The organism is Oribacterium sp. HCP3S3_B9 (assembly GCF_052064255.1).
Classification (GTDB): domain Bacteria; phylum Bacillota; class Clostridia; order Lachnospirales; family Lachnospiraceae; genus Oribacterium.
Genome location: NZ_JBQHVY010000002.1, coordinates 165,261 through 183,985, shown reverse-complemented (window position 1 = coordinate 183,985; position 18,725 = coordinate 165,261). Strand labels below are relative to the sequence as shown.

General features: G+C 54.5%; 18 protein-coding genes and 3 tRNA genes. 20 read left to right on the top strand and 1 reads right to left on the bottom strand.

Annotation, left to right across the window (positions count from 1 at the left end):
* The first annotated feature begins 21 nt into the window (after positions 1–21).
* The 13 genes from ACTNC3_RS02190 to ACTNC3_RS02130 all read left to right on the top strand — a co-directional run bounded on the left by ACTNC3_RS02190 (position 22) and on the right by ACTNC3_RS02130 (position 8,904).
* Positions 22–93 (top strand) — tRNA-Glu (locus tag ACTNC3_RS02190).
* Between the two features lie 20 nt (positions 94–113).
* Positions 114–185, top strand: a tRNA-Glu gene (locus ACTNC3_RS02185).
* 20 nt (positions 186–205) lie between these two features.
* Positions 206–277, top strand: a tRNA-Glu gene (locus tag ACTNC3_RS02180).
* 161 nt (positions 278–438) lie between these two features.
* A complete protein-coding gene (locus ACTNC3_RS02175) occupies positions 439–2,148 on the top strand; it encodes an AAA family ATPase (RefSeq protein ID WP_441226316.1) in 1,710 nt (569 codons plus the stop codon).
* 116 nt (positions 2,149–2,264) lie between these two features.
* A complete protein-coding gene (gene pgeF / locus ACTNC3_RS02170) occupies positions 2,265–3,140 on the top strand; it encodes a peptidoglycan editing factor PgeF (RefSeq protein WP_441226315.1) in 876 nt (291 codons plus the stop codon).
* 10 nt (positions 3,141–3,150) lie between these two features.
* Positions 3,151–3,366 carry a hypothetical protein gene (locus tag ACTNC3_RS02165; RefSeq protein WP_441226314.1) on the top strand — a complete coding sequence of 72 codons (216 nt, stop codon included), beginning with the start codon at positions 3,151–3,153 and terminating at the stop codon, positions 3,364–3,366.
* Positions 3,363–4,010 (top strand): RluA family pseudouridine synthase, encoded by a 648-nt coding sequence (locus ACTNC3_RS02160; protein ID WP_441226313.1) that lies wholly within the window; start codon positions 3,363–3,365, stop codon positions 4,008–4,010. The genes ACTNC3_RS02165 and ACTNC3_RS02160 overlap by 4 nt, the downstream gene beginning before the upstream one ends.
* A 117-nt stretch (positions 4,011–4,127) precedes the next feature.
* On the top strand, positions 4,128–4,703 hold the full coding sequence (locus ACTNC3_RS02155) for an HD domain-containing protein (protein WP_441226312.1): 576 nt from the start codon (positions 4,128–4,130) through the stop codon (positions 4,701–4,703).
* Positions 4,704–4,840: 137 nt separating this feature from the next.
* Positions 4,841–5,773, top strand: a complete 933-nt coding sequence (locus ACTNC3_RS02150) for a hypothetical protein (protein ID WP_441226311.1) — start codon at positions 4,841–4,843, stop codon at positions 5,771–5,773.
* Entirely contained in the window at positions 5,757–6,128 is a 372-nt protein-coding gene (locus ACTNC3_RS02145) for a DUF4186 domain-containing protein (RefSeq protein ID WP_410043063.1), read from the top strand. Before ACTNC3_RS02150 ends, ACTNC3_RS02145 begins: the two co-directional genes overlap by 17 nt.
* A 231-nt stretch (positions 6,129–6,359) precedes the next feature.
* Positions 6,360–7,367 carry an aspartate--ammonia ligase gene (gene asnA, locus ACTNC3_RS02140; RefSeq protein WP_441226310.1) on the top strand — a complete coding sequence of 336 codons (1,008 nt, stop codon included), beginning with the start codon at positions 6,360–6,362 and terminating at the stop codon, positions 7,365–7,367.
* 111 nt (positions 7,368–7,478) lie between these two features.
* Positions 7,479–7,889 carry a hypothetical protein gene (locus tag ACTNC3_RS02135; RefSeq protein WP_441226309.1) on the top strand — a complete coding sequence of 137 codons (411 nt, stop codon included), beginning with the start codon at positions 7,479–7,481 and terminating at the stop codon, positions 7,887–7,889.
* Positions 7,890–8,046: 157 nt separating this feature from the next.
* Positions 8,047–8,904: a lysostaphin resistance A-like protein gene (locus ACTNC3_RS02130; RefSeq protein WP_441226308.1), complete on the top strand. Its 858-nt coding sequence runs from the start codon at positions 8,047–8,049 to the stop codon at positions 8,902–8,904.
* Between the two features lie 196 nt (positions 8,905–9,100).
* Here the strand turns inward: ACTNC3_RS02130 and ACTNC3_RS02125 are convergent, their stop codons facing one another.
* A complete protein-coding gene (locus tag ACTNC3_RS02125; protein WP_441226307.1) occupies positions 9,101–9,937 on the bottom strand; it encodes a ribonuclease H family protein in 837 nt (278 codons plus the stop codon).
* Between the two features lie 220 nt (positions 9,938–10,157).
* On the opposite strand from ACTNC3_RS02125, the gene ACTNC3_RS02120 reads away from it, so the two are divergent.
* From ACTNC3_RS02120 to ACTNC3_RS02090, 7 genes are all read left to right on the top strand, one after another.
* Entirely contained in the window at positions 10,158–10,907 is a 750-nt protein-coding gene (locus ACTNC3_RS02120) for an HAD family hydrolase (protein WP_441226306.1), read from the top strand.
* Positions 10,908–11,183: 276 nt separating this feature from the next.
* On the top strand, positions 11,184–12,455 hold the full coding sequence (locus ACTNC3_RS02115; protein ID WP_441226305.1) for a GTP-binding protein: 1,272 nt from the start codon (positions 11,184–11,186) through the stop codon (positions 12,453–12,455).
* Between the two features lie 12 nt (positions 12,456–12,467).
* On the top strand, positions 12,468–13,514 hold the full coding sequence (locus ACTNC3_RS02110; RefSeq protein ID WP_441226304.1) for a TIGR03943 family putative permease subunit: 1,047 nt from the start codon (positions 12,468–12,470) through the stop codon (positions 13,512–13,514).
* Between the two features lie 276 nt (positions 13,515–13,790).
* The gene (locus tag ACTNC3_RS02105; RefSeq protein WP_441226303.1) at positions 13,791–14,837 is read left to right on the top strand and encodes an ABC transporter substrate binding protein; all 1,047 of its coding nucleotides are present in this window, start codon (positions 13,791–13,793) and stop codon (positions 14,835–14,837) included.
* Positions 14,838–15,128: 291 nt separating this feature from the next.
* A complete protein-coding gene (locus tag ACTNC3_RS02100; protein WP_441226302.1) occupies positions 15,129–16,082 on the top strand; it encodes an ABC transporter permease in 954 nt (317 codons plus the stop codon).
* A gap of 3 nt (positions 16,083–16,085) precedes the next feature.
* Positions 16,086–16,883 (top strand): ABC transporter ATP-binding protein, encoded by a 798-nt coding sequence (locus tag ACTNC3_RS02095; RefSeq protein ID WP_410043053.1) that lies wholly within the window; start codon positions 16,086–16,088, stop codon positions 16,881–16,883.
* A gap of 148 nt (positions 16,884–17,031) precedes the next feature.
* Positions 17,032–18,687: a C40 family peptidase gene (locus ACTNC3_RS02090; RefSeq protein WP_441226301.1), complete on the top strand. Its 1,656-nt coding sequence runs from the start codon at positions 17,032–17,034 to the stop codon at positions 18,685–18,687.
* Positions 18,688–18,725: the final 38 nt, after the last annotated feature.

Below are 18,725 nucleotides of genomic sequence, written 5' to 3'. Positions count from 1 at the left end.
CGCCTTGAGCGACACAAATATGGCGGATTGGTCAAGAGGCTAAGACGCAGCCCTCTCACGGCTGAATCCCGGGTTCGATTCCCGGATCCGTCATTTAAAACTTTATATCACATGGCGGATTGGTCAAGAGGCTAAGACGCAGCCCTCTCACGGCTGAATCCCGGGTTCGATTCCCGGATCCGTCACTTAAAACTTTATATCGCATGGCGGATTGGTCAAGAGGCTAAGACGCAGCCCTCTCACGGCTGAATCCCGGGTTCGATTCCCGGATCCGTCACTTCATGAGCTTCAGGTTTTCCTGGAGCTTTTTGTTTGTTATGATAGAATTTAATGAGAATCAGGAAATGGATCCCTTGCGTATGGATTTGAGGATTACGTATGTCGGATGAAAGATCTATGAGTATCCAGGCCGATCGATGAGTTGTTGGAGGTAGAAGTATGGTCAAGAACGAGAAACTGAAGCTTCCGGTAGGAATTGATGGATTCGAGAAGATCCGTCGTAACGGTTTTTACTATATCGACAAAACAAAATTAATCGAAAGGTTATTTTTTAACTGGGGCGAGGTGAATTTATTCACACGTCCGCGCCGTTTCGGAAAGACGCTTAATATGAGTATGCTGAAGTGCTTTTTTGAAATCGGAATGGATCCGTCGCTTTTTGATGGGCTTTATATTACTGAGAATAAGGAACTGTGCGAGCAACATCAGGGACAGTATCCGGTCATTTTTCTTTCTCTGAAAAATGTCGAAGGCAATGACTTCGAGAGCGCAAAGTACCAGATGATGGAATTGATCTCGAAGGAAGCTATACGACATAGCTCTTTAAGAGAAAGCGAAGCCATGGATGAAAATGCGAAAAAGGCATATGAAGCACTGACCACGTTTTCAGACGGGCGATATCAAATGACGGAGGAATCACTGCTTAGCTCATTACAGACGCTTTCCGAGCTATTATCGACACATTATCATAAAAAGACGGTTATCCTGATTGATGAATACGATGTACCGTTAGACAAGGCATTCCAGCATGGTTACTATAAGGATATGGTTTCGCTTATCAGGACGATGTTCGGGAAGGCGCTGAAAAGCAATTCTGCACTCGCATTCGCGGTATTGACAGGTTGCCTCCGCGTTTCAAAGGAAAGTATCTTTACCGGCCTCAACAATTTTAAGATCCTGTCGATCACGGATACGCGTTTTGATGAGCAGTTCGGTTTTACGGATACGGAAGTACGGAAACTGCTTTTCGATTATCATCTGGAAGATCGCTTCGAAGAAGTGAAGGAGTGGTACGATGGATACAGATTCGGAAATGCAGACGTGTACTGTCCGTGGGATGTAATAAATTTTGTGGACCGCGCGAAGGATGACAAAGAAGCGAAACCGGAAGCGTACTGGATCAACACGAGCGGAAATGACCTCGTAAAGCACTTCATCGATAAAGCAAATAAAACAACAAAGAGTGAGATCGAACGCCTGATAAATGGCGAAGCCATCGAAAAGGAGCTTCGACTGGATCTTACATATGAAGAGATCGATCAGAGCATCGAGAACCTATGGAGTGTACTTTTTACGACCGGGTATTTGACGCAGAGTGGAAGAGACGAAAGCGGAGCCTATCGGCTGATTATTCCAAACCGGGAAGTGCGTGAAGTATTCAGACTTCAAATCAACGAATGGTTTAAAAAGTCGATCTTCAGTAACACGGCACGTCTCACAGCATTCTGGAAAGCTTTTGAAGAAGGAGATACAGAAGGTATCGAGCAGTATTTAAACCGCATACTAAGTAATTCCATCAGTGTTTTTGACACGAAAGCAAGAAAAGAAGAGAAGGAAATCTCTTATCATAATCTTCTCGTTGGTATCCTTACCGGAAACGCAGACTGGCTTGTGAAGTCAAACGTCGAAGCCGGAGAAGGATTTGCAGATATCATCGTAGAAACGGATGATCCGGATGCGGGAATCGTCGTAGAGCTAAAATATACGAAAAACTTTGACGATATGAAGATGACTTGCCAAAAGGCCATCGATCAGATCAGGGATCGCCGTTATCAGGAGTATCTATTGAACGATGACCGGAAGAACATCCGGCTGTATGGCATTACATTCTGTAAAAAACGGTGCTGTGCAATCAGTGAAAAACTGTGAGAGGTTGGGATTTATGATGGTCACGCGATCACTTTGTAATTTTCTCAAAAATATGTATCTGACCTGTGGAATGTTAACTGTACCCCAACCCGCGCATTTATGCTAAAGTATGCTCTATGTTGAAGATCAGGCGGACGGGCGCAGCGCCCGTCATGGATATCATAAAAACGGAAAACCCGGATGGGAGTGCGCTCCTCTATATGCAGATTCCGGCGATCCGGGCGACGGGGATCGTCGAGCATGCGTTTTCCACACGAATCGGCGGGACGAGCCAGGGCATCTTTAGCTCGATGAATCTGCGCTTCGGGCATGGCGATGAGGATGCGCGGGTGCGCGAGAACTTTCACCGGATGGCGTCGGTGCTGGGGACTGATGAGGCACACATGGTGCTCACGAAGCAGACGCATACGACGAACGTCCGGGTCGTCACCGCGGCGGATGCGGGCTACGGCGTCGTGCGGGAGCGTCCGTACGATGACGTCGATGGTCTGATCACGGATGTGCCGGGGCTCGCCCTCGGGATCTTCGCGGCGGACTGTGTGCCGTTGCTGTTCGTCGATCCGGTGCACCACGTGATCGGCGCGAGTCACTCCGGCTGGCGCGGCACGGTTAAGCGTATGGGCGAGGTTACCATTCGGGCAATGCAGGCGACCTACGGGTCGGTGCCTTCGGATCTCATCTGTGCCATCGGGCCGAGCATCTGCCGGGACTGCTATGAGGTCTCGGAGGATGTGGCGGAGCAATTCAGAACGGCCTTTCCGGGACATGCTGCGGAGATTCTGCGTGACGATGGGCTCAATGCAGCCGGCGAGCAGAAGTTTCATCTCGATCTCTGGGCGGCGAACCGCATCGTGCTCGAGGAAGCGGGCGTCCCGGCAGCACAGATCAGTGTGACGGATATCTGTACAAACTGTAATCCTGCGTTGCTGTTCAGTCATCGCTATACGCATGGGCTCCGGGGGAATAATGGTGTATTTATCATGCTGAAGTAGAGGTGTTATTATGAATTTACCGATTGCAATTTTACTGATCGTGGGGATCGCGGCGCTGACGGTCTATATCTTCCGTCATGCGATGAAGAAGGAGGATCTCGGGAAGGATGGCTGCTCCGGCTACAAGGGCTGCGCGTCCTGCGCGGCGTCCGAGTACTGCAACCATATCACGAGCCTCGAGAAGTTCGCGGATGAGCGGGATAAGGAAAAGAAGACGAGAACATGAAGATCATTCATCAGACAGCGGAGTATGTGGTCGTCTGCAAGGCGGCCGGTGAGGATTCGGAGCATGATCTGCCGGAGATGCTCGCGGAGCAGAACGGCGATCGGGCGACGGATTATTATGTCGTGCACCGGCTTGATAAAGCGGCGTCTGGACTGCTCGTGCTGGCACGGGATCGTCAGACGGCGGGCGAGCTCAGCCGCCAGCTGACGGAGAACCGTCTTCGGAAGACCTACCTCTGTGTCGTCCCGGGGGTGCCGGCGCCGGTGAGTGGGGAGATGCAGGACCTTCTTTATCAGGATAAGATGAAGAAGAAAATGTTTCCGGTGAAGCGGAAGCGCGCCGGCGTGAAGGAGGCTTCGCTTACATACAGGGTACTGGAGACACAGGCACCGCTCACGCTCGTCGAGGTGGAGCTTCAGACGGGACGATTCCATCAGATCCGCTGTCAGTTTGCGGCGCGGAAGCTGCCGCTCGTCGGAGACGGGAAGTATGGCTCGCGGGTGCGGAGTCCGCATCTCGCGCTGTTCTGCCGTCAGCTTTCGTTTTATGATGCGAAGGAGAAGAAGGAGTGTTCCTTCACGGCAGCGCCACCGGCGGAGTTTCCATGGACGGCGTTTTCCTGCGCTTCCGATGAAGTGAAGTGAGGTCATCTGAAAACGGGGCGGAAGCATTGGCCTGACGAGTACGAGCGCTGGGAATCGAGCCTGCGGAGGGAAATCGCCTGAGCTGCGTTTGGACCGTCGGGAAGATGAGGGAGAGATATGACGGAATTCGAATTTCTGGATATTATGCATCGGGCGGAGATGCTGAAAAATAATGCACGGCACAGCTGGACCTCGCAGGACCGGCATGAGTCGGTGGCAGAGCACAGCTGGCGGCTTGCGTTCATGGTGCTCATGTACAGCTACGAGCTGAAGAAGGAGTTTCCGGAGGTCGACATCGATAAGGTGCTTCGGATGTGCATCATCCATGACCTCGGGGAAGCCTTCACCGGCGATATCCCGTCGTTTTACAAGACGGATGCGGATTCGGTGAAGGAGTCGGACATCCTGCTTGACTGGTTCCGCTCGATGCCGGCGCCGTTTGACACGGAGCTTCCGGCGCTCTGGGAGGAGATGGAGGCGCTTGAGACGACCGAGGCGCGCATCTACAAAGCCTTCGATAAGATCGAGGCGGTGGTGCAGCACGATGAGGCGAAGCTCAGCACCTGGCTCCCGCTCGAGCGCGAGCTGCAGCTCACGTACGGCGCGGAGAATATGAAGTTTTCGAGGAAGCTTCAGAAGCTTCGCGCTGTGATCGATGAGGAAACACGGAAGAAGATCGCAGAGGGCAGGTAAGACCAGCAGCCGCGCTGGACAGGATCGATAGAAGTGGCCCGGCGGCGGACATGGTTGACAGAAGCGGGCAGCGAGCGGAGATGTTTTCGCCCGCGCGGACGGCACGCGATACGCATCAGCGATGAGAGGATGTACATATGAAGGATTACGAGCCGGAACGGCAGCCATCGATTGAAATCTCAACACAGGCGTCGGCAGATCAGCATTGGCAGACGATCGACCGGAGCACGCTCGCACCGCGCTCCGTGCTGCTCTACGCGGAGCGGCTGTCGGAGGCGGTCGATCTCAGGCCAATGCTGTCGACCGGTCTGATCATGGCGGTGCAGGTGGCGGGTGATCCCGCGGAGGATGGTGCCGTACTGGATTTTGCTTACGTGCAGGGTCTTCGGAAGCAGTGCATCGCGGCAGATGTGCCGTTTCACTTTGCGGGCACCGGCGCGAACTTTCAGATGAAGGGGCGGATGTTCCACATTCCGGCGAAGCTGCAGGCCTCGCAGGCGGCGAAGGCGGAGCTGGAGTATTTCCCGATCTGCCTCGCGATGAACGCACCGGTGCCGGCATTGGCCCAGGACTTATCAGAGGATGCAGGGAAGGCGGCGAAGATCGACACGACGTCCGTGGAGACGCGTAAGCCGCAGCGAAGCTACGCAGGCAGAAGGTCCGTACAGACCGGTGGATGGGAAGCAATGGGCCATGCACCGTCGATGTTTGATCAGATGTCGGGTGGTCAGGATCGTGGAAGATCGATGCCCGGTGTCGCAGTTGCGCTGCCGGATGCGGATGGCTTTGCGCCGGTGAGCTTCAATCCTTTCGAGGATGGGGAGGATACGGCGCAGGAAAATGCGCATCCGGAGGACGAGGACCCGACGTTTTTCGGCTCGCCGGAGCATCCGAGTGTGAAAAATCTGCACTATACGATCGAGGTCTCGGATGACGATGATGATTATCAGGGGGCCAGTGCCGAGGATCATCGGCAGCTCGAGGAGAGTGAGCGGGCGCGGAAATCCGGTGCCCAGGTGCAGTTTCTTCAGGAGTCGCTGCGACTCACCGAGGATGGAGGTCATCCCTGACCAGGCGATGGCGCGCCTCTTCGAGCGCCTCGCACAGAGTAAATTCCGGTCCGGCTTCCATCTTCGGGCGCAGGAGCGCGCCTACTTCGAGAAGCAGGGGCGTGCGAAGATCGAGGAGCATGCGCGGGATTTCATCCGGGAGCGTCTGGCACCGGCAGAACCGCGTAACGATGGGAAGCAGACCCCGTGGCGGGGGCACCCGGTCTTCATCGCGCAGCATGCCACCGGTTGTTGCTGTCGCGGCTGCCTCAGTAAGTGGCATCACATCCCGCCGCATCGGGCGCTCCGTGAGGACGAGCAGCGCTACATCGTTTCGGTGCTGATGTGCTGGATCGACCGGGAGATGAAAGCGTAAAAGCGAGGCCCCGGAGGGGCGGCGACGGAGGCACAGTACTCCGAGACTGGTTCAATCTAAGCCGGGGACCCTAAGCGGCACTAGGCCCTCTGCCTGAACGATACAGCAACGTTTCAGGTGTCACGAAAAGAACTTGCATATACAGGTCGTGCGTGCTACATTTTTTAATTATTGAAATGAACTGGGCGGTGTCAGCATCACTGGCAGTATGTCCAGATTTAGGGGGTAAGTATGGGACTGATCATTCCAAAGGATTATGATCCGCGTCTTTCTGTGCGTGAGACACAGGAGGCAATCAAGTATATCAGAGATACATTTCAGAAGGAGTTCGGTCGGGAGATGAATCTCAGCCGTATCTCTGCGCCGCTTTTCGTGCCGAAGAGCTCGGGTCTCAATGATGATCTGAACGGTTATGAGCGTCCGGTCAGCTTCGATGTTCCATGGTGGCCGGATGAGACGATCGAGGTCGTGCATTCGCTGGCGAAGTGGAAGAGAATGGCACTGAAGAAGTACGGCTTCAAGCCGGGCGAGGGTCTCTATACCAACATGAACGCGATTCGTCGCGATGAGGAGCTCGATAATCTGCACAGTTGCTATGTCGATCAGTGGGACTGGGAGATGGTCATCAACAAGGAGGACCGGAACACCACGACCCTCGAGGGTACGGTACGTATGATCTTCCGTATCATCAAGCACATGGAGCATGAGGTATGGTACAAGTATCCGAATGCGGTCAACAAGCTGCCGGATGATATTTACTTCATCGATTCCGAGACACTGCTTCAGATGTACCCGGATAAGACGCCGAAGGAGCGCGAGAACGCAATCTGTAAGGAGCATGGCTGTGTGTTCATCAGTCGCATCGGTGATAAGCTGTCAAACGGGGAGCCGCACGATGGTCGTGCACCGGACTATGATGACTGGGCACTGAACGGCGACATCCTGTTCTGGTATCCGACGCTCGACTGTGCACTGGAGATCAGCTCCATGGGTATTCGTGTCGACGAGATGTCGCTGCGTGCGCAGCTGAAGAAGGCCGGCTGTGAGGAGCGTGCAAATCTTCCATACCATAAGATGCTGCTCGAGGGTGAGCTTCCGTACACCATCGGTGGTGGTATCGGTCAGTCGCGTCTCTGCATGCTTCTGCTGAATCGTGCGCACGTCGGTGAGGTACAGGCCAGCATCTGGCCGCAGGAGATGATCGATACCTGCCGTGAGCATAACATCATCCTGCTTTGATTCTGATTTTGAGAGCCTGCTTTCAGCAGGCTCTTTTCATATTTGAATTCTGGCAGGACTCGATGCTATAATGGAATGGCAGTAAAGCGGTTTAGAAAGGAGGGCAGAGTGATGGCGACGAGGAGAATGCAGAAGCTGAGTGCGGTATGGATGCTGCTGGCTGTGCTCTGTCTTTTACTGATCACGCCTTTTCGTAATATCTCTGCACTTCGTGTGAACGGGGAAAGCAGTGTGGCTACGTATCAGATTTCTGCGGAGGATTCACTGACGGCGCGGATCGAGGAGGGGAAGCTTTCGGATATGGCGGAGCTTCGTCACTTTCTGAATGTGACGATCGAGAAAAGCGGCAGCAGAACGCGTATGGCCCAGCGCTTCGATGAGGGTAGTGATGCGCTGCTTCGTCGTGATTTTGCGCTTAAAGCTGTGAATGCTTTTCGATGTCATGAATTTCTCGAGCACGGGGCTTCACGTTCACCGCTGTCCATCCTGACGGTTCTGGATTCGGTTCGACTTCTGAATTAAATACTCTTTTCAATTTCGTGCGATAAAGTACCGGACGATGATCGATACATACAGGCTTATCCAGTCTATGTATAGGGGTTCGGTCGATACGATCATGCACTGCATGTCCGTCGAGTGGGGCAGGCATGATGATGTAAACATTGAAAAGAGGTTCTATATGAAGGAAACGCGTAGAGCGTTCATGCATCGTCACCCGATCATGTACGCCATCATGACGGCGCTTTCCTTTCTTCTGATTTTATATTTCACGGCACATGTTACACAGGGAATCGAGATCCCGGGCTATGGCGGACTGCTTCTTCGTGAAGAGTCGGCGCTGATTCTCACCATGCTCGTACTGGCGGGCTTCGGTATGCTGCAGGAGATTCCGTGGGAGCAGGATAATTTCATGGATACGCTGAAGGCGGGTGGTTTCGTCCTTCTGCTGGATGCGCTTCTTCTTCAGTATGAGCGTATCCTGATGATCGAGAATGACGCCCTGCCATGGACACAGATACTGATTTTCCTCGCCTTTATCTTCCTGGTGGGGCTCCTGGAGGAGACGGTCTTCCGGGGCATCATCGAGGAAACACTGATCCGCAGCTTCCGGCCGATTGCGCACGGTCGGCTGCAGGCAGCCTATCTGACCGGTCTTCTTTTCGGCCTCGCCCATGTCATCAACATGAGCTGGGCAGCGGATCCGATGGCCGTCGTTTTCCAGATGGTGCAGAATGTAGTCATTGGCATCTATCTGAGTCTCATCTATGCTCGTGCGCGGAACGTTCTCGCGATGATTTTCCTGCACGCCTTTTATGATTTCACTTCCCTCATGATGTCCGGTATTTATGGGATCGGCAGCATGCAGCAGGGAGTCGAGGCGATGAACGCGACGAGCCTCTGGGTGCTCCTCATCTATCTCGGACCGATCGTCTACCTCACGATCCGGATCCTCGTCGATGTACATCGGCAGAAGCTTCGCGAGCGTGGCACGGAGGTGGCGGAGCGCAGTCACGAAAGTAAGCAGGCCTACGCGTGAGCTGATTCATACATAATATCAGAAGAAAAAACGTCGTCAGCAAAAAGCTGCCGTTCTGCCCCGGGATTTCGGAGTGGGACGACAGCTTTTTCAGTGCAGATAAGCTTAAGAATTTCGTAAGGGGGTCTGACCCCATTAAATTTTTATAAACAGAATCTAAACAGAAGTTTATGGGGTCAGACCCCATAAACTGACGTCAGGCGATGCCGACGGAGGCCTTCGCGAGCTGGTCGACGAGCTCGTTGAAGCGGACGCCGGTGTGTGCCGCAACCTTCTGGAAACGGATCTCGATGCGTGGTCGGATCGCCTCGATGAAGGCCTTGTATGCACGTGTGCCTTCCTTGTTCGTTTTCCACTGGCCGTTCGCCCACATCTCGATGCCCATATAATCATAGAAGATCGTGATGCTCACGATGCCGGCATCGGCTGCCGCCTGTATCGCCGCCATCGAGCCATGAATCTCGCCCGCGACGTTCCGCATCGTACGTAAGGTCTCGTCCCGTCCGTGCCCCTGAAGCGGGCGAATGCTTCCGTCCCGACACAGCAGCACCCCGCCATAACCATAGACACCCGTCGAGAGATTGAAGCTGCCATCAACGTACGCGAGCGCCTCGGTCTCGACCGCTGAAAGCTCCTGCATCACATCCTCCCGCGTCACATCCGAGACGGAATGGAAGAGCGGGCCCTTCGGAGCGATGGCCGTTCGGCTGGAAGAGGCCTTCGCACCGCCTGCAGACGATGGGATCGCGCTTCGTCTGGAAATGGACGTTTTCGCAGATTCGGTAGAACGTTGAGGTTTCATACTTCTGGAAGCGACAGAAGCGGAAACAGACGACGAATCCGAAACTTCCGGCACATCAAACGGCAATTGCAGATCATAGCCATCTGCCTTCACAAATGCCTCTGCCTCCGCCCGGGTTTTAAACTTCTTAAAGACCGCACCGGCTGCACCGGTCACCTCTCTCTGGCAATCACTCCAGTTCTCATAAACACCCGGATGACGCCCCTTCTGCACTGCATAATAAAACTTCATATTTAGATGAACTCCATTTTCTGATTTCGTATTCCGTTATTCTAGCATGGTTTCGCTTGAACTGCAGATAAAAAACGAAGGCCCTCCGGTTCCCTGCTTGATCAGTACACGTGTGAACAGTAACGGCTCCCCTTTCGTAAACACTCAGTTTATACGAATTTAATACTGCAGTGCCGCCTTTCGTGCTATAATTTCCATGTTTTAAACACAGGAGGTTGCTATGTCTCAGAAATACAGTGCACTATTAATGGATCTCGATGGAACGCTCGTGAACACGCTCTACAGTCTCCAGGACACCATGAATAAAACCATGGATGAGCTGGGCCTCGACCGCATCACGCTCGAGCAGACGAAGAAGTTCGTCGGAAACGGCGGTGAGAAGTTCGTCGAGCGCGCCCTGGCGGCCACGGCGGACCGTTACTATAGAGAAGCGGAGAAGTGGGAGGAGAAGGACGAGGACCGGGCGATCGATCTCGACCAGAAGGCGGATGAGGTGATGGAGCTTTTCGATGACGCCTGGAACCTGTACATGGATTTCTTCCAGGAGAACTGCACCTACAAGGCGGAGCCGTATCCGGGGCTGAAGGCCTGTCTCGATGAACTGAAGGCGGAGGGCTGGAAGCTCGCCTGTATCACGAACAAGTCGCTGCATGAAGCCATCAAGGTCCTCGATACTGCCTATGGCGCCGGCTACTTCGATTATATCTCGGGCGATGACGGCACCCATCCGCTGAAGCCGGACACCGGCGTCGTCGATGATGCCCTCGCGCACATCGGAAAGACTGCAGCGGACTGCCTCTATGTCGGCGACACGAACACGGATATGGAAACGGCGAAGCGCGCAGGCATCCCGTCCATCGGCTGCATCTACGGCTTCCGGACGCAGGAGGAGCTCGAGGAGAGTGGCGCAGCGATCTGTATCGAGCAGGCCGCAGACCTTCGGAAGGCGATCGACTACCTTTCTGAGTGAGCCCTTTCTTCCACTGTACGATCGCTTCCGCATCCGAAGGAGAGGCCAATGCAGGCGGCCTCAACTCTTAAATCTTTTCAAAACTCTTCGGATTGCGGAGCTGCTTGATTGACAAGCGGAAATGCACTGACTATACTTAGCAGTGTTATAAAGAGAGTGCTAATAAACCGTGAGGTACGATTTTATTATGCTACCGGAGCTTATGGGCCGGGTATGTACCGTACGGTCGTTTGCATTGTCCTGATAAATGACATGATGACTGGAAGGAGTAATCATATGACACGTATAGATATCGTATCCGGTTTCCTCGGAGCCGGAAAGACCACCTTCATTCAGCGCCTGCTGGATGAGGCCTTAAAGACGGAGAAGGTTGTGCTGATCGAGAACGAGTTTGGTGAGATCGGCATCGACGGCGGTTTCCTGAAGGATGCCGGCATCGAGATCCGTGAGATGAACCAGGGCTGCATCTGCTGCTCACTGGTTGGTAATTTTGAGAAGTCTCTGCAGGAGGTTGTGGAGACATATAAGCCGGATCGTATCATCATCGAGCCGTCTGGTGTCGGCAAGCTGTCGGACATCATCGGTGCGGTGAAGGCGGTTTCCGCTAACCTCGACGTCGAGCTGGATGCGGCGGTGACCATCGTGGATGCACAGAAGGCGAAGCTCTACTCGAAGAACTTCGGCGAGTTCTTTAACAACCAGATTCTCTATGCAGGTACCGTCGTGCTGTCGAGAACCGATATTGCAGCCGAGGAGAAGGTCGATACTGCGGTGAAGATCGTGAAGGAGATCAATCCGAAGGCACAGGTCGTGACGACCCCGGAGGCACAGCTCAGCGGTGAGCAGCTCATCCGTATCATCTCCGGTAAGGATGATCTCGAGGAGTCCATGATGAAGGAAGTCATGGAGAGAGTCCATGCACATGAGGGTGAGGAAGAGGACGACGATGATCACGATGTGATCGAGACCCTCGATAATGGCATCACCATCCACCATCATCACGATCACCATCACCATCATCACCATCACCATGATCACGATCACGAGCATGAGCATGACGAGGACGAGCACTGCTGCCACCACGGCCATGACGATGAGGACCATGATCATGAGGAGCACGATCACCATCACCACGATCATGATGAGGACGAGCACTGCTGCTGCCACCACGATCACGAGGATGAGGACCATGATCACGAGGAGCACGAGCACCATCACCACGAGCATGACGAGCACGGCCACTGCTGCTGCCATGACCATGACGCGGACGAAGTATTCACGAACTGGGGCATGGAAACCCCGCATCCGTTCAGTAAGTCGAAGCTCGAGTCCATCCTTCACGAGATGGCCGAGGGTGAGACCTTCGGCACCGTCATCCGCTGCAAGGGTATGCTCGAGGATGCGGAGAACCGTGGTCACTGGATGTACTTCGACCTCGTACCGGGTCAGACCGATGTACGGGAGGGCTCTCCGGAGTTCACCGGTAAGGTCGTCGTGATCGGCGCTCATCTCGATGAAGAAGCACTGAAGCACGCATTCTGCGAATAAATAGGAGTTTTTATGGCAACAAGTGATAATTACGAGTTACAGGATGATCAGATTCCTGTATTCCTGATCAACGGCTTCCTCGAGGCCGGCAAGACCGAATTCATCAAGTACACCATGGCCCAGGATTATTTCCAGACCGAGGGCACAACCCTGCTTCTCCTCTGCGAGGAGGGTGAGTCCGAGTACGAGGAGGCAGAGCTCCTGAAGTACCATACAGTAGCGATTCGCATGGAGAAGGAGACCGACTTCAACGAGGCGTACCTCTCGAAGCTGCAGGCAGAGTATAAACCGGAGCGTATCATCATCGAGTGGAACGGTATGTGGAACCAGGATGATCTCTACGATGGTCCGATGTCCGAGCAGAAGCTCGCGAAGGATCAGGGACGTCCGGCGAACTACGCGCTGTCGATGCCGGAGAGCTGGGTGATTTACCAGGTCATCACCATCATGGATGGCTCCACCCTCGGCATCTATATCAATAACAATAATATGCGCAGCTTCCTCGGACAGATGCTCCGGGAGGCGGAGCTCGCGATCGTGAACCGCTGTGATAATGTCTCCAGTGAGCAGTTGGTGGACTTCCGTCGTAAGATCCGTGCGATGGGACAGGGGGCAATGCTGATCCTCGAGGACAAGAATGGCGAGATCCAGCAGGACATGCTCCCGGAGGATCTGCCATATAACCTCGCGGCCGACAGCATTGACCTGAAGCCGGAGGACTACGGCATCTGGTTCGTCGACTGCATGGATAACCCGGAGCGCTATATCGGAAAGAAGATCACGTTCACCGGTATGGTTCTGAAGCGCCGCGGTATGCCGTCGAACGAGTTCATCCCAGGCCGTATGGCGATGACCTGCTGCGCACAGGATATGACCTTCCTCGGCTTCGTAACGAAGGGCGATCCGGCCGTGATCGCGCCGTATAACACGAGAGACTGGGCGAAGCTCACGGCGACTGTTTCGATGGAAGAGCGGGAGGAGTACAGCGGCGAGGGCCCTGTGCTGGAGCTCGAGTCGATCGTTCGGACCGGTCCGATCGATGATGTCGTCACATTCTAATAAAGATTCTGAAACGAAAACTTCTGAAATCAGGAGTGAGTTTAAAACGAAAGCCGTGGCAGATGCTGCGGCTTTTATTTATGTTTTGAGCCGGGCGGTTAAACGATCAGAGCTATAGAAGATATAAACACAGGTGATTGCCTGCGCCTTTTCTATAATTTATCCTTGCATTTGAAAAAATACGCGCTATAATACATTCATAACTAATCTGCTTTAAAGTGTTAAAGCTTCTAAGACTTTAAAGGATAAAAGCGGATGAGAAAGAGGAGATGCATTATGAAAAAGATGAACAGATTTACAGCGATTTCCATGGCCGCGATGATGGCTGTGGCTTCCTTAAGTGCCTGTGGCTCCAGCTCCACACCGACCGCGACGACCGTGGCAGCAGCAGAGACGACGGCAGCCGCAGCAGAGACCGATGCGACGACCGCAGCGGCAGCCGAGGGGACCGACGGTAAGACCTATAAGATCGGCGTACTCCAGCTCGTACAGCATGCGGCGCTCGATAAGGCAAACGAGGGCTTCGTAAAGGCTCTCGATGATTCGGGTATTTCCTATGAAATCGATCAGCAGAACGCGTCCGGTGAGCAGTCTGCCTGCCAGACCATCGCTGAGAAGTTCGTAAATGATGGAGATGACCTTATCTATGCGATCGCGACGCCGGCAGCACAGGCCGCTTCCGCGGCGACGACCACCATCCCGATCGTTCTTTCCGCGGTAACCGATCCAGCAGAGTCCGGCCTCGTAGCTTCCAACGACGCGCCTGGCGGAAATGTCACCGGTACCTCTGATCTGACCCCGGTAGCGGAGCAGATCGATCTTCTGAAGCAGCTTCTTCCGGATGCGAAGACCGTCGGTATCCTTTTCTGTACCGCGGAGTCGAACTCCGAGATTCAGGCACAGATGGCGAGAGACGCCTGCGATAAGGCCGGCCTCGCACATGCGGATTACACCGTTTCCAGCTCGAACGAGATCCAGACCGTCGTGGAGTCTATGATCGGTAAGGTTGACGTCATCTACGCACCGACCGATAACACCATCGCAGCCGGCATGGCGACCGTCGCTTCTGTCGCAACCGACAATAAGATCCCGATCATCTGTGGTGAGGAGAACATGGTCAATGAAGGCGGCCTCGCAACCTATGGCATCGACTACTACCAGCTCGGCTACATGGCAGGTGAGCAGGCTGTGGAGATCCTGAAGGATGGCAAAAATCCTGCAGATATCCCGATCGGCTACCTCAGTGCGGATAAGTGCACGATCGCTGTCAATCAGGAAACCGCTGATACACTCGGCATCGATGTTTCTTCTGTCAAGAAGTAAGTCGCTTTTCAGCCTTCTGTGCCGGCGGTGAATATAAAGACTTCGTTCTTCGCATCATCGCAGGGGCGTCACGGATGAGGATGAAAACGAAATTTATTTTTCAGAACCGAGGGCGGAGCAGAGGCTTCGCCCTTTTTATATTCCTTGTTGACTTTAAAGTACTAAAGTCCTATGATTATGAAAGTTGTATCAGCGCTTTAAAGCGTCTATGTGACAGAATGTGTAGACCGCTTGGGAGGATGCTTTCTTGCGCAGGATACAACCTTATTTTTTATTACAGGAGGAAACCTCATGAACGGTTTACTTGCATCCATGCTGGGCGCGGTTTCACAGGGACTCATCTGGTCGATGATGGTGCTCGGCGTCTATATCACCTTTAAGCTTTTAAATATCGCCGATATGACGACGGACGGTGCCTTCGCACTGGGCGGCTGTGTGTGCGCGACGATGATGCTCGCGGGACTCGATCCGACCCTCGCACTGATCTGCGGTTCACTGGCAGGTGGCGTGGCAGGTGCGGTGACCGGTGTTTTACATACCTTCTTCGGTATTCCGGCGATCCTCGCTGGAATCCTGACCCAGATCTCACTCTGGTCCATCAATCTCCGGATCATGTCGGATAAGTCGAATCAGTCGGTGAATAAGATTGCGTCCGACATCACCTTCTGGGTGTATAAGCTCGGCATCACCCAGTCGCAGGCGACGCTGATCGTCGGACTCATCGTCGCGATCGCACTGATCGCCATTCTCTACTGGTTTTTCGGTACCGAACTCGGTGCGGCACTGCGTGCAACGGGTAACAACGAGGATATGATCCGGGCCCTCGGCGTAGATACGAACCATGCGAAGCTGCTCGGCCTCGTCATTGCGAACGTCCTCTGCGGCCTGTCCGGCGCCCTCGTCTGCCAGTCCACGAAGTATGCGGATGTCGGTATGGGTACCGGTGCGATCGTCATCGGCCTCGCGTCCATCGTCATCGGTGAAGTCATTTTCGCCCATGCACGTAATTTCGCAATGCGTTTAAGCTCGGCGGTCATCGGCTGTGTCATTTACTTCGTTATCCGTGCCGTCGTGCTCCGTCTCGGTATGAAGGCGAACGACATGAAGCTTCTGTCGGCGGTTATCGTCGCCCTCGCGCTCTGTATCCCGGTAGCGATGCAGAAGTATCGTGCAGCGAAGAGCTATCGTGAGCGTGTATCCGAGGATGAGGAAGCGACGGATGCACTCGAGCAGAAGGAGGCATAAGCGATGTTAGTGATCAAGAACGTACGAAAGACCTTTAACAAGGGAACCGTCAATGAAAAGAAGGCACTGCGTGGCATCAACCTGACCCTGAACGATGGTGATTTCGTGACCATCATCGGCGGTAACGGTGCCGGCAAGTCGACCCTTCTCAATATGATCGCCGGTGCCTATCCGGTCGATTCCGGCATCATCGAGATCGATGGTGAGAACATCACGAAGCAGCCGGAGTGCAAGCGCGCGAAGTACATCGGACGTGTATTCCAGGATCCGATGAAGGGCACGGCTGCCGACATGCAGATCGAGGAGAATATGGCGCTCGCCTTCCGAAGAGGAGAGCGCAGACGTCTCCGCTGGGCGGTTACCCAGAAGGAGCGTGAGTTCTATAAGGATGCGCTCGAGCGTCTCGGCCTCGGTCTGCAGAGCCGTATGACCAGTAAGGTCGGACTCCTGTCCGGTGGTCAGCGCCAGGCCCTGACCCTGCTGATGGCGACGCTCAAGCGTCCGCATCTGCTCCTGCTTGACGAGCATACCGCGGCCCTCGATCCGAAGACCGCCTCGAAGGTCCTGGCTCTCACCGAGGAAATCGTCGGGGAGAACCATCTGACGGCCCTCATGGTTACCCACAACATGAACGACGCGATCCGCATCGGAAACCGCCTCATCATGATGGATAACGGAAAGATCATCTATGATGTCGCCGGGGAAGAGAAGAAAAAGCTCACCGTCGAGGATCTGCTTCAGAAGTTCGAGGAGGCCTCCGGCGGAACCTTCGCGAACGACCGTATGATGCTCGCGCGATGATATGACGGACGGAAGCATTGGCGCAGGGCAATGCAGGCGACTGGAACGCAGGCGGCTGTGCCGTGCGCTTCTGAAAAAAATAATGTAAATACAGGCCCCCTATGCTATAATGCTCGTGATTTTGAGTTTATAGGATAGGGGCATTTTTATGGGAAAGCCTGGAAGAAGCAGAAAAAAACAGGGTATGGGAAGTGAGGCGAAGCAGAGGATCCTTCTGATTTCGGCGCTCGTTTTCTGTGTCCTGATTATGGGCCTCCTGATCCGCGTACTGGTGCGCGGCGGGAAGCAGGAGGCCGTCGTGGAAGAGCAGCAGCTGAGCTCGGAAAGTGAGTGTACGGCGGTCCCGGAGACGATTTCGACGGAATCACAGATTCAGCGTCTCACCGATCAGATACAGGCGGATACGCTGCAACGGGTGCTGCAGCAGTATGCGACGCTCGGCATCGTGAAGTGTGACAGCTACATCAATTTCCGTTCGGCACCGAACCAGAACGATCTCACGAACATCATGGGTGAGCTTACGAACGGTGCGGCCGTGAACATCCTCGAGATGGATCCGGAGGGGGCCGAGGGCTGGGCACATGTCGAGTCCGGCGGGATGGATGGCTATATGTCGAAGCGCTACCTCGTGACCGGCGAGGAGGCGGTCGCGATGGTGCCGGAGCTGATCCGCGTGCGTGCGACCGTCATCACCGATCATCTTCGGATGCGTTCGGGACCGGTCATCGAGGACGGCAATACGGTCGGATCTGCGGCGAAGGGGGAGAAGTATGAGGTGCTCGAGCGTGCCGGTCAGAGCTGGATCAAGATCGCACCGGATAACATCGATACCATCGACACCTGCTATATGTCGGCGGATCCTCAGTATGTGACGATCGACTACGGTCTCGACGAGGCGCGCACCCTGAACCTGAAGGCGAAGGTGCTCAATATGTACGATCATCTCGGTGTGTCCCTCGCAAGCGACTACATCAATGTGCGCTCCTCACCGAAGGAAGACGGCATCCAGAACATCGTCGGCAAGTTCCCGGGCTATGCCGGCTGCAACATCCTCGGCGAGGAGGACGGCTGGTATAAGATCAAGTCCGGTCCGGTCACCGGCTATGTGCGGAAGGACCTGATCGCGACGGGCGATACGGCGCAGAATCTCGCCGTGCAGCACGCGCAGGTCATGGCGATCGTAAACACGGAGTCCCTGAATGTCCGTTCGGAGGCCTCGACCGATTCGAAGGCCTGGACGGCGGTCACCTCCGGTCAGCGCTATAACGTGCTGAATCAGCTGGACGGCTGGGTACAGCTCGAGCTGGACGCGGGTGATGATGACGGTGAAGATCAGGGCGCGTTCGTCTCGACGCGAGACAACAACGTCACCGTGCAGTATGCACTGCAGGAGGCCATCGAGTACTATCCGGCGGTCGAGGCAGCGAACGCGGCCATGGCCTTCCGAAACAAGATCGTCAACTTCGCCTGTCAGTTCGTCGGTAATCGCTATGTCTGGGGCGGCACCTCGCTCACCCATGGCTGTGACTGCTCCGGCTTCACACAGTCGGTACTGAAGAACTTCGGCATCTCTGTCCCACGTGTATCCCGTGATCAGGCGCGGAGCGGATCGAAGGTGACGAGTGCGAATATGCGCCCGGGCGACCTCATTTTCTACGCAAACCGCAGTGGTACGATCAACCACGTCGGTATGTACATCGGAAATGGCCAGGTGGTCAACGCCGCTTCCACCCGCTCCGGTATCCGCATCTACCGCTGGAACTACCGGACCCCGGTGGCCATCCGAAACGTCATCGGCGACTGACCCACCGCGCCAGACTTAATGGGGTCTGACCCCATTAA

Coding starts and splice junctions, on each gene's coding strand:
- ACTNC3_RS02175 (WP_441226316.1), top strand. CDS start 439: ATGGTCAAGAACGAGAAACTGAAGCTTCCGGTAGGAATTGATGGATTC.
- pgeF (WP_441226315.1), top strand. CDS start 2,265: ATGTTGAAGATCAGGCGGACGGGCGCAGCGCCCGTCATGGATATCATA.
- ACTNC3_RS02165 (WP_441226314.1), top strand. CDS start 3,151: ATGAATTTACCGATTGCAATTTTACTGATCGTGGGGATCGCGGCGCTG.
- ACTNC3_RS02160 (WP_441226313.1), top strand. CDS start 3,363: ATGAAGATCATTCATCAGACAGCGGAGTATGTGGTCGTCTGCAAGGCG.
- ACTNC3_RS02155 (WP_441226312.1), top strand. CDS start 4,128: ATGACGGAATTCGAATTTCTGGATATTATGCATCGGGCGGAGATGCTG.
- ACTNC3_RS02150 (WP_441226311.1), top strand. CDS start 4,841: ATGAAGGATTACGAGCCGGAACGGCAGCCATCGATTGAAATCTCAACA.
- ACTNC3_RS02145 (WP_410043063.1), top strand. CDS start 5,757: ATGGAGGTCATCCCTGACCAGGCGATGGCGCGCCTCTTCGAGCGCCTC.
- asnA (WP_441226310.1), top strand. CDS start 6,360: ATGGGACTGATCATTCCAAAGGATTATGATCCGCGTCTTTCTGTGCGT.
- ACTNC3_RS02135 (WP_441226309.1), top strand. CDS start 7,479: ATGGCGACGAGGAGAATGCAGAAGCTGAGTGCGGTATGGATGCTGCTG.
- ACTNC3_RS02130 (WP_441226308.1), top strand. CDS start 8,047: ATGAAGGAAACGCGTAGAGCGTTCATGCATCGTCACCCGATCATGTAC.
- ACTNC3_RS02125 (WP_441226307.1), bottom strand. CDS start 9,937: ATGAAGTTTTATTATGCAGTGCAGAAGGGGCGTCATCCGGGTGTTTAT.
- ACTNC3_RS02120 (WP_441226306.1), top strand. CDS start 10,158: ATGTCTCAGAAATACAGTGCACTATTAATGGATCTCGATGGAACGCTC.
- ACTNC3_RS02115 (WP_441226305.1), top strand. CDS start 11,184: ATGACACGTATAGATATCGTATCCGGTTTCCTCGGAGCCGGAAAGACC.
- ACTNC3_RS02110 (WP_441226304.1), top strand. CDS start 12,468: ATGGCAACAAGTGATAATTACGAGTTACAGGATGATCAGATTCCTGTA.
- ACTNC3_RS02105 (WP_441226303.1), top strand. CDS start 13,791: ATGAAAAAGATGAACAGATTTACAGCGATTTCCATGGCCGCGATGATG.
- ACTNC3_RS02100 (WP_441226302.1), top strand. CDS start 15,129: ATGAACGGTTTACTTGCATCCATGCTGGGCGCGGTTTCACAGGGACTC.
- ACTNC3_RS02095 (WP_410043053.1), top strand. CDS start 16,086: ATGTTAGTGATCAAGAACGTACGAAAGACCTTTAACAAGGGAACCGTC.
- ACTNC3_RS02090 (WP_441226301.1), top strand. CDS start 17,032: ATGGGAAAGCCTGGAAGAAGCAGAAAAAAACAGGGTATGGGAAGTGAG.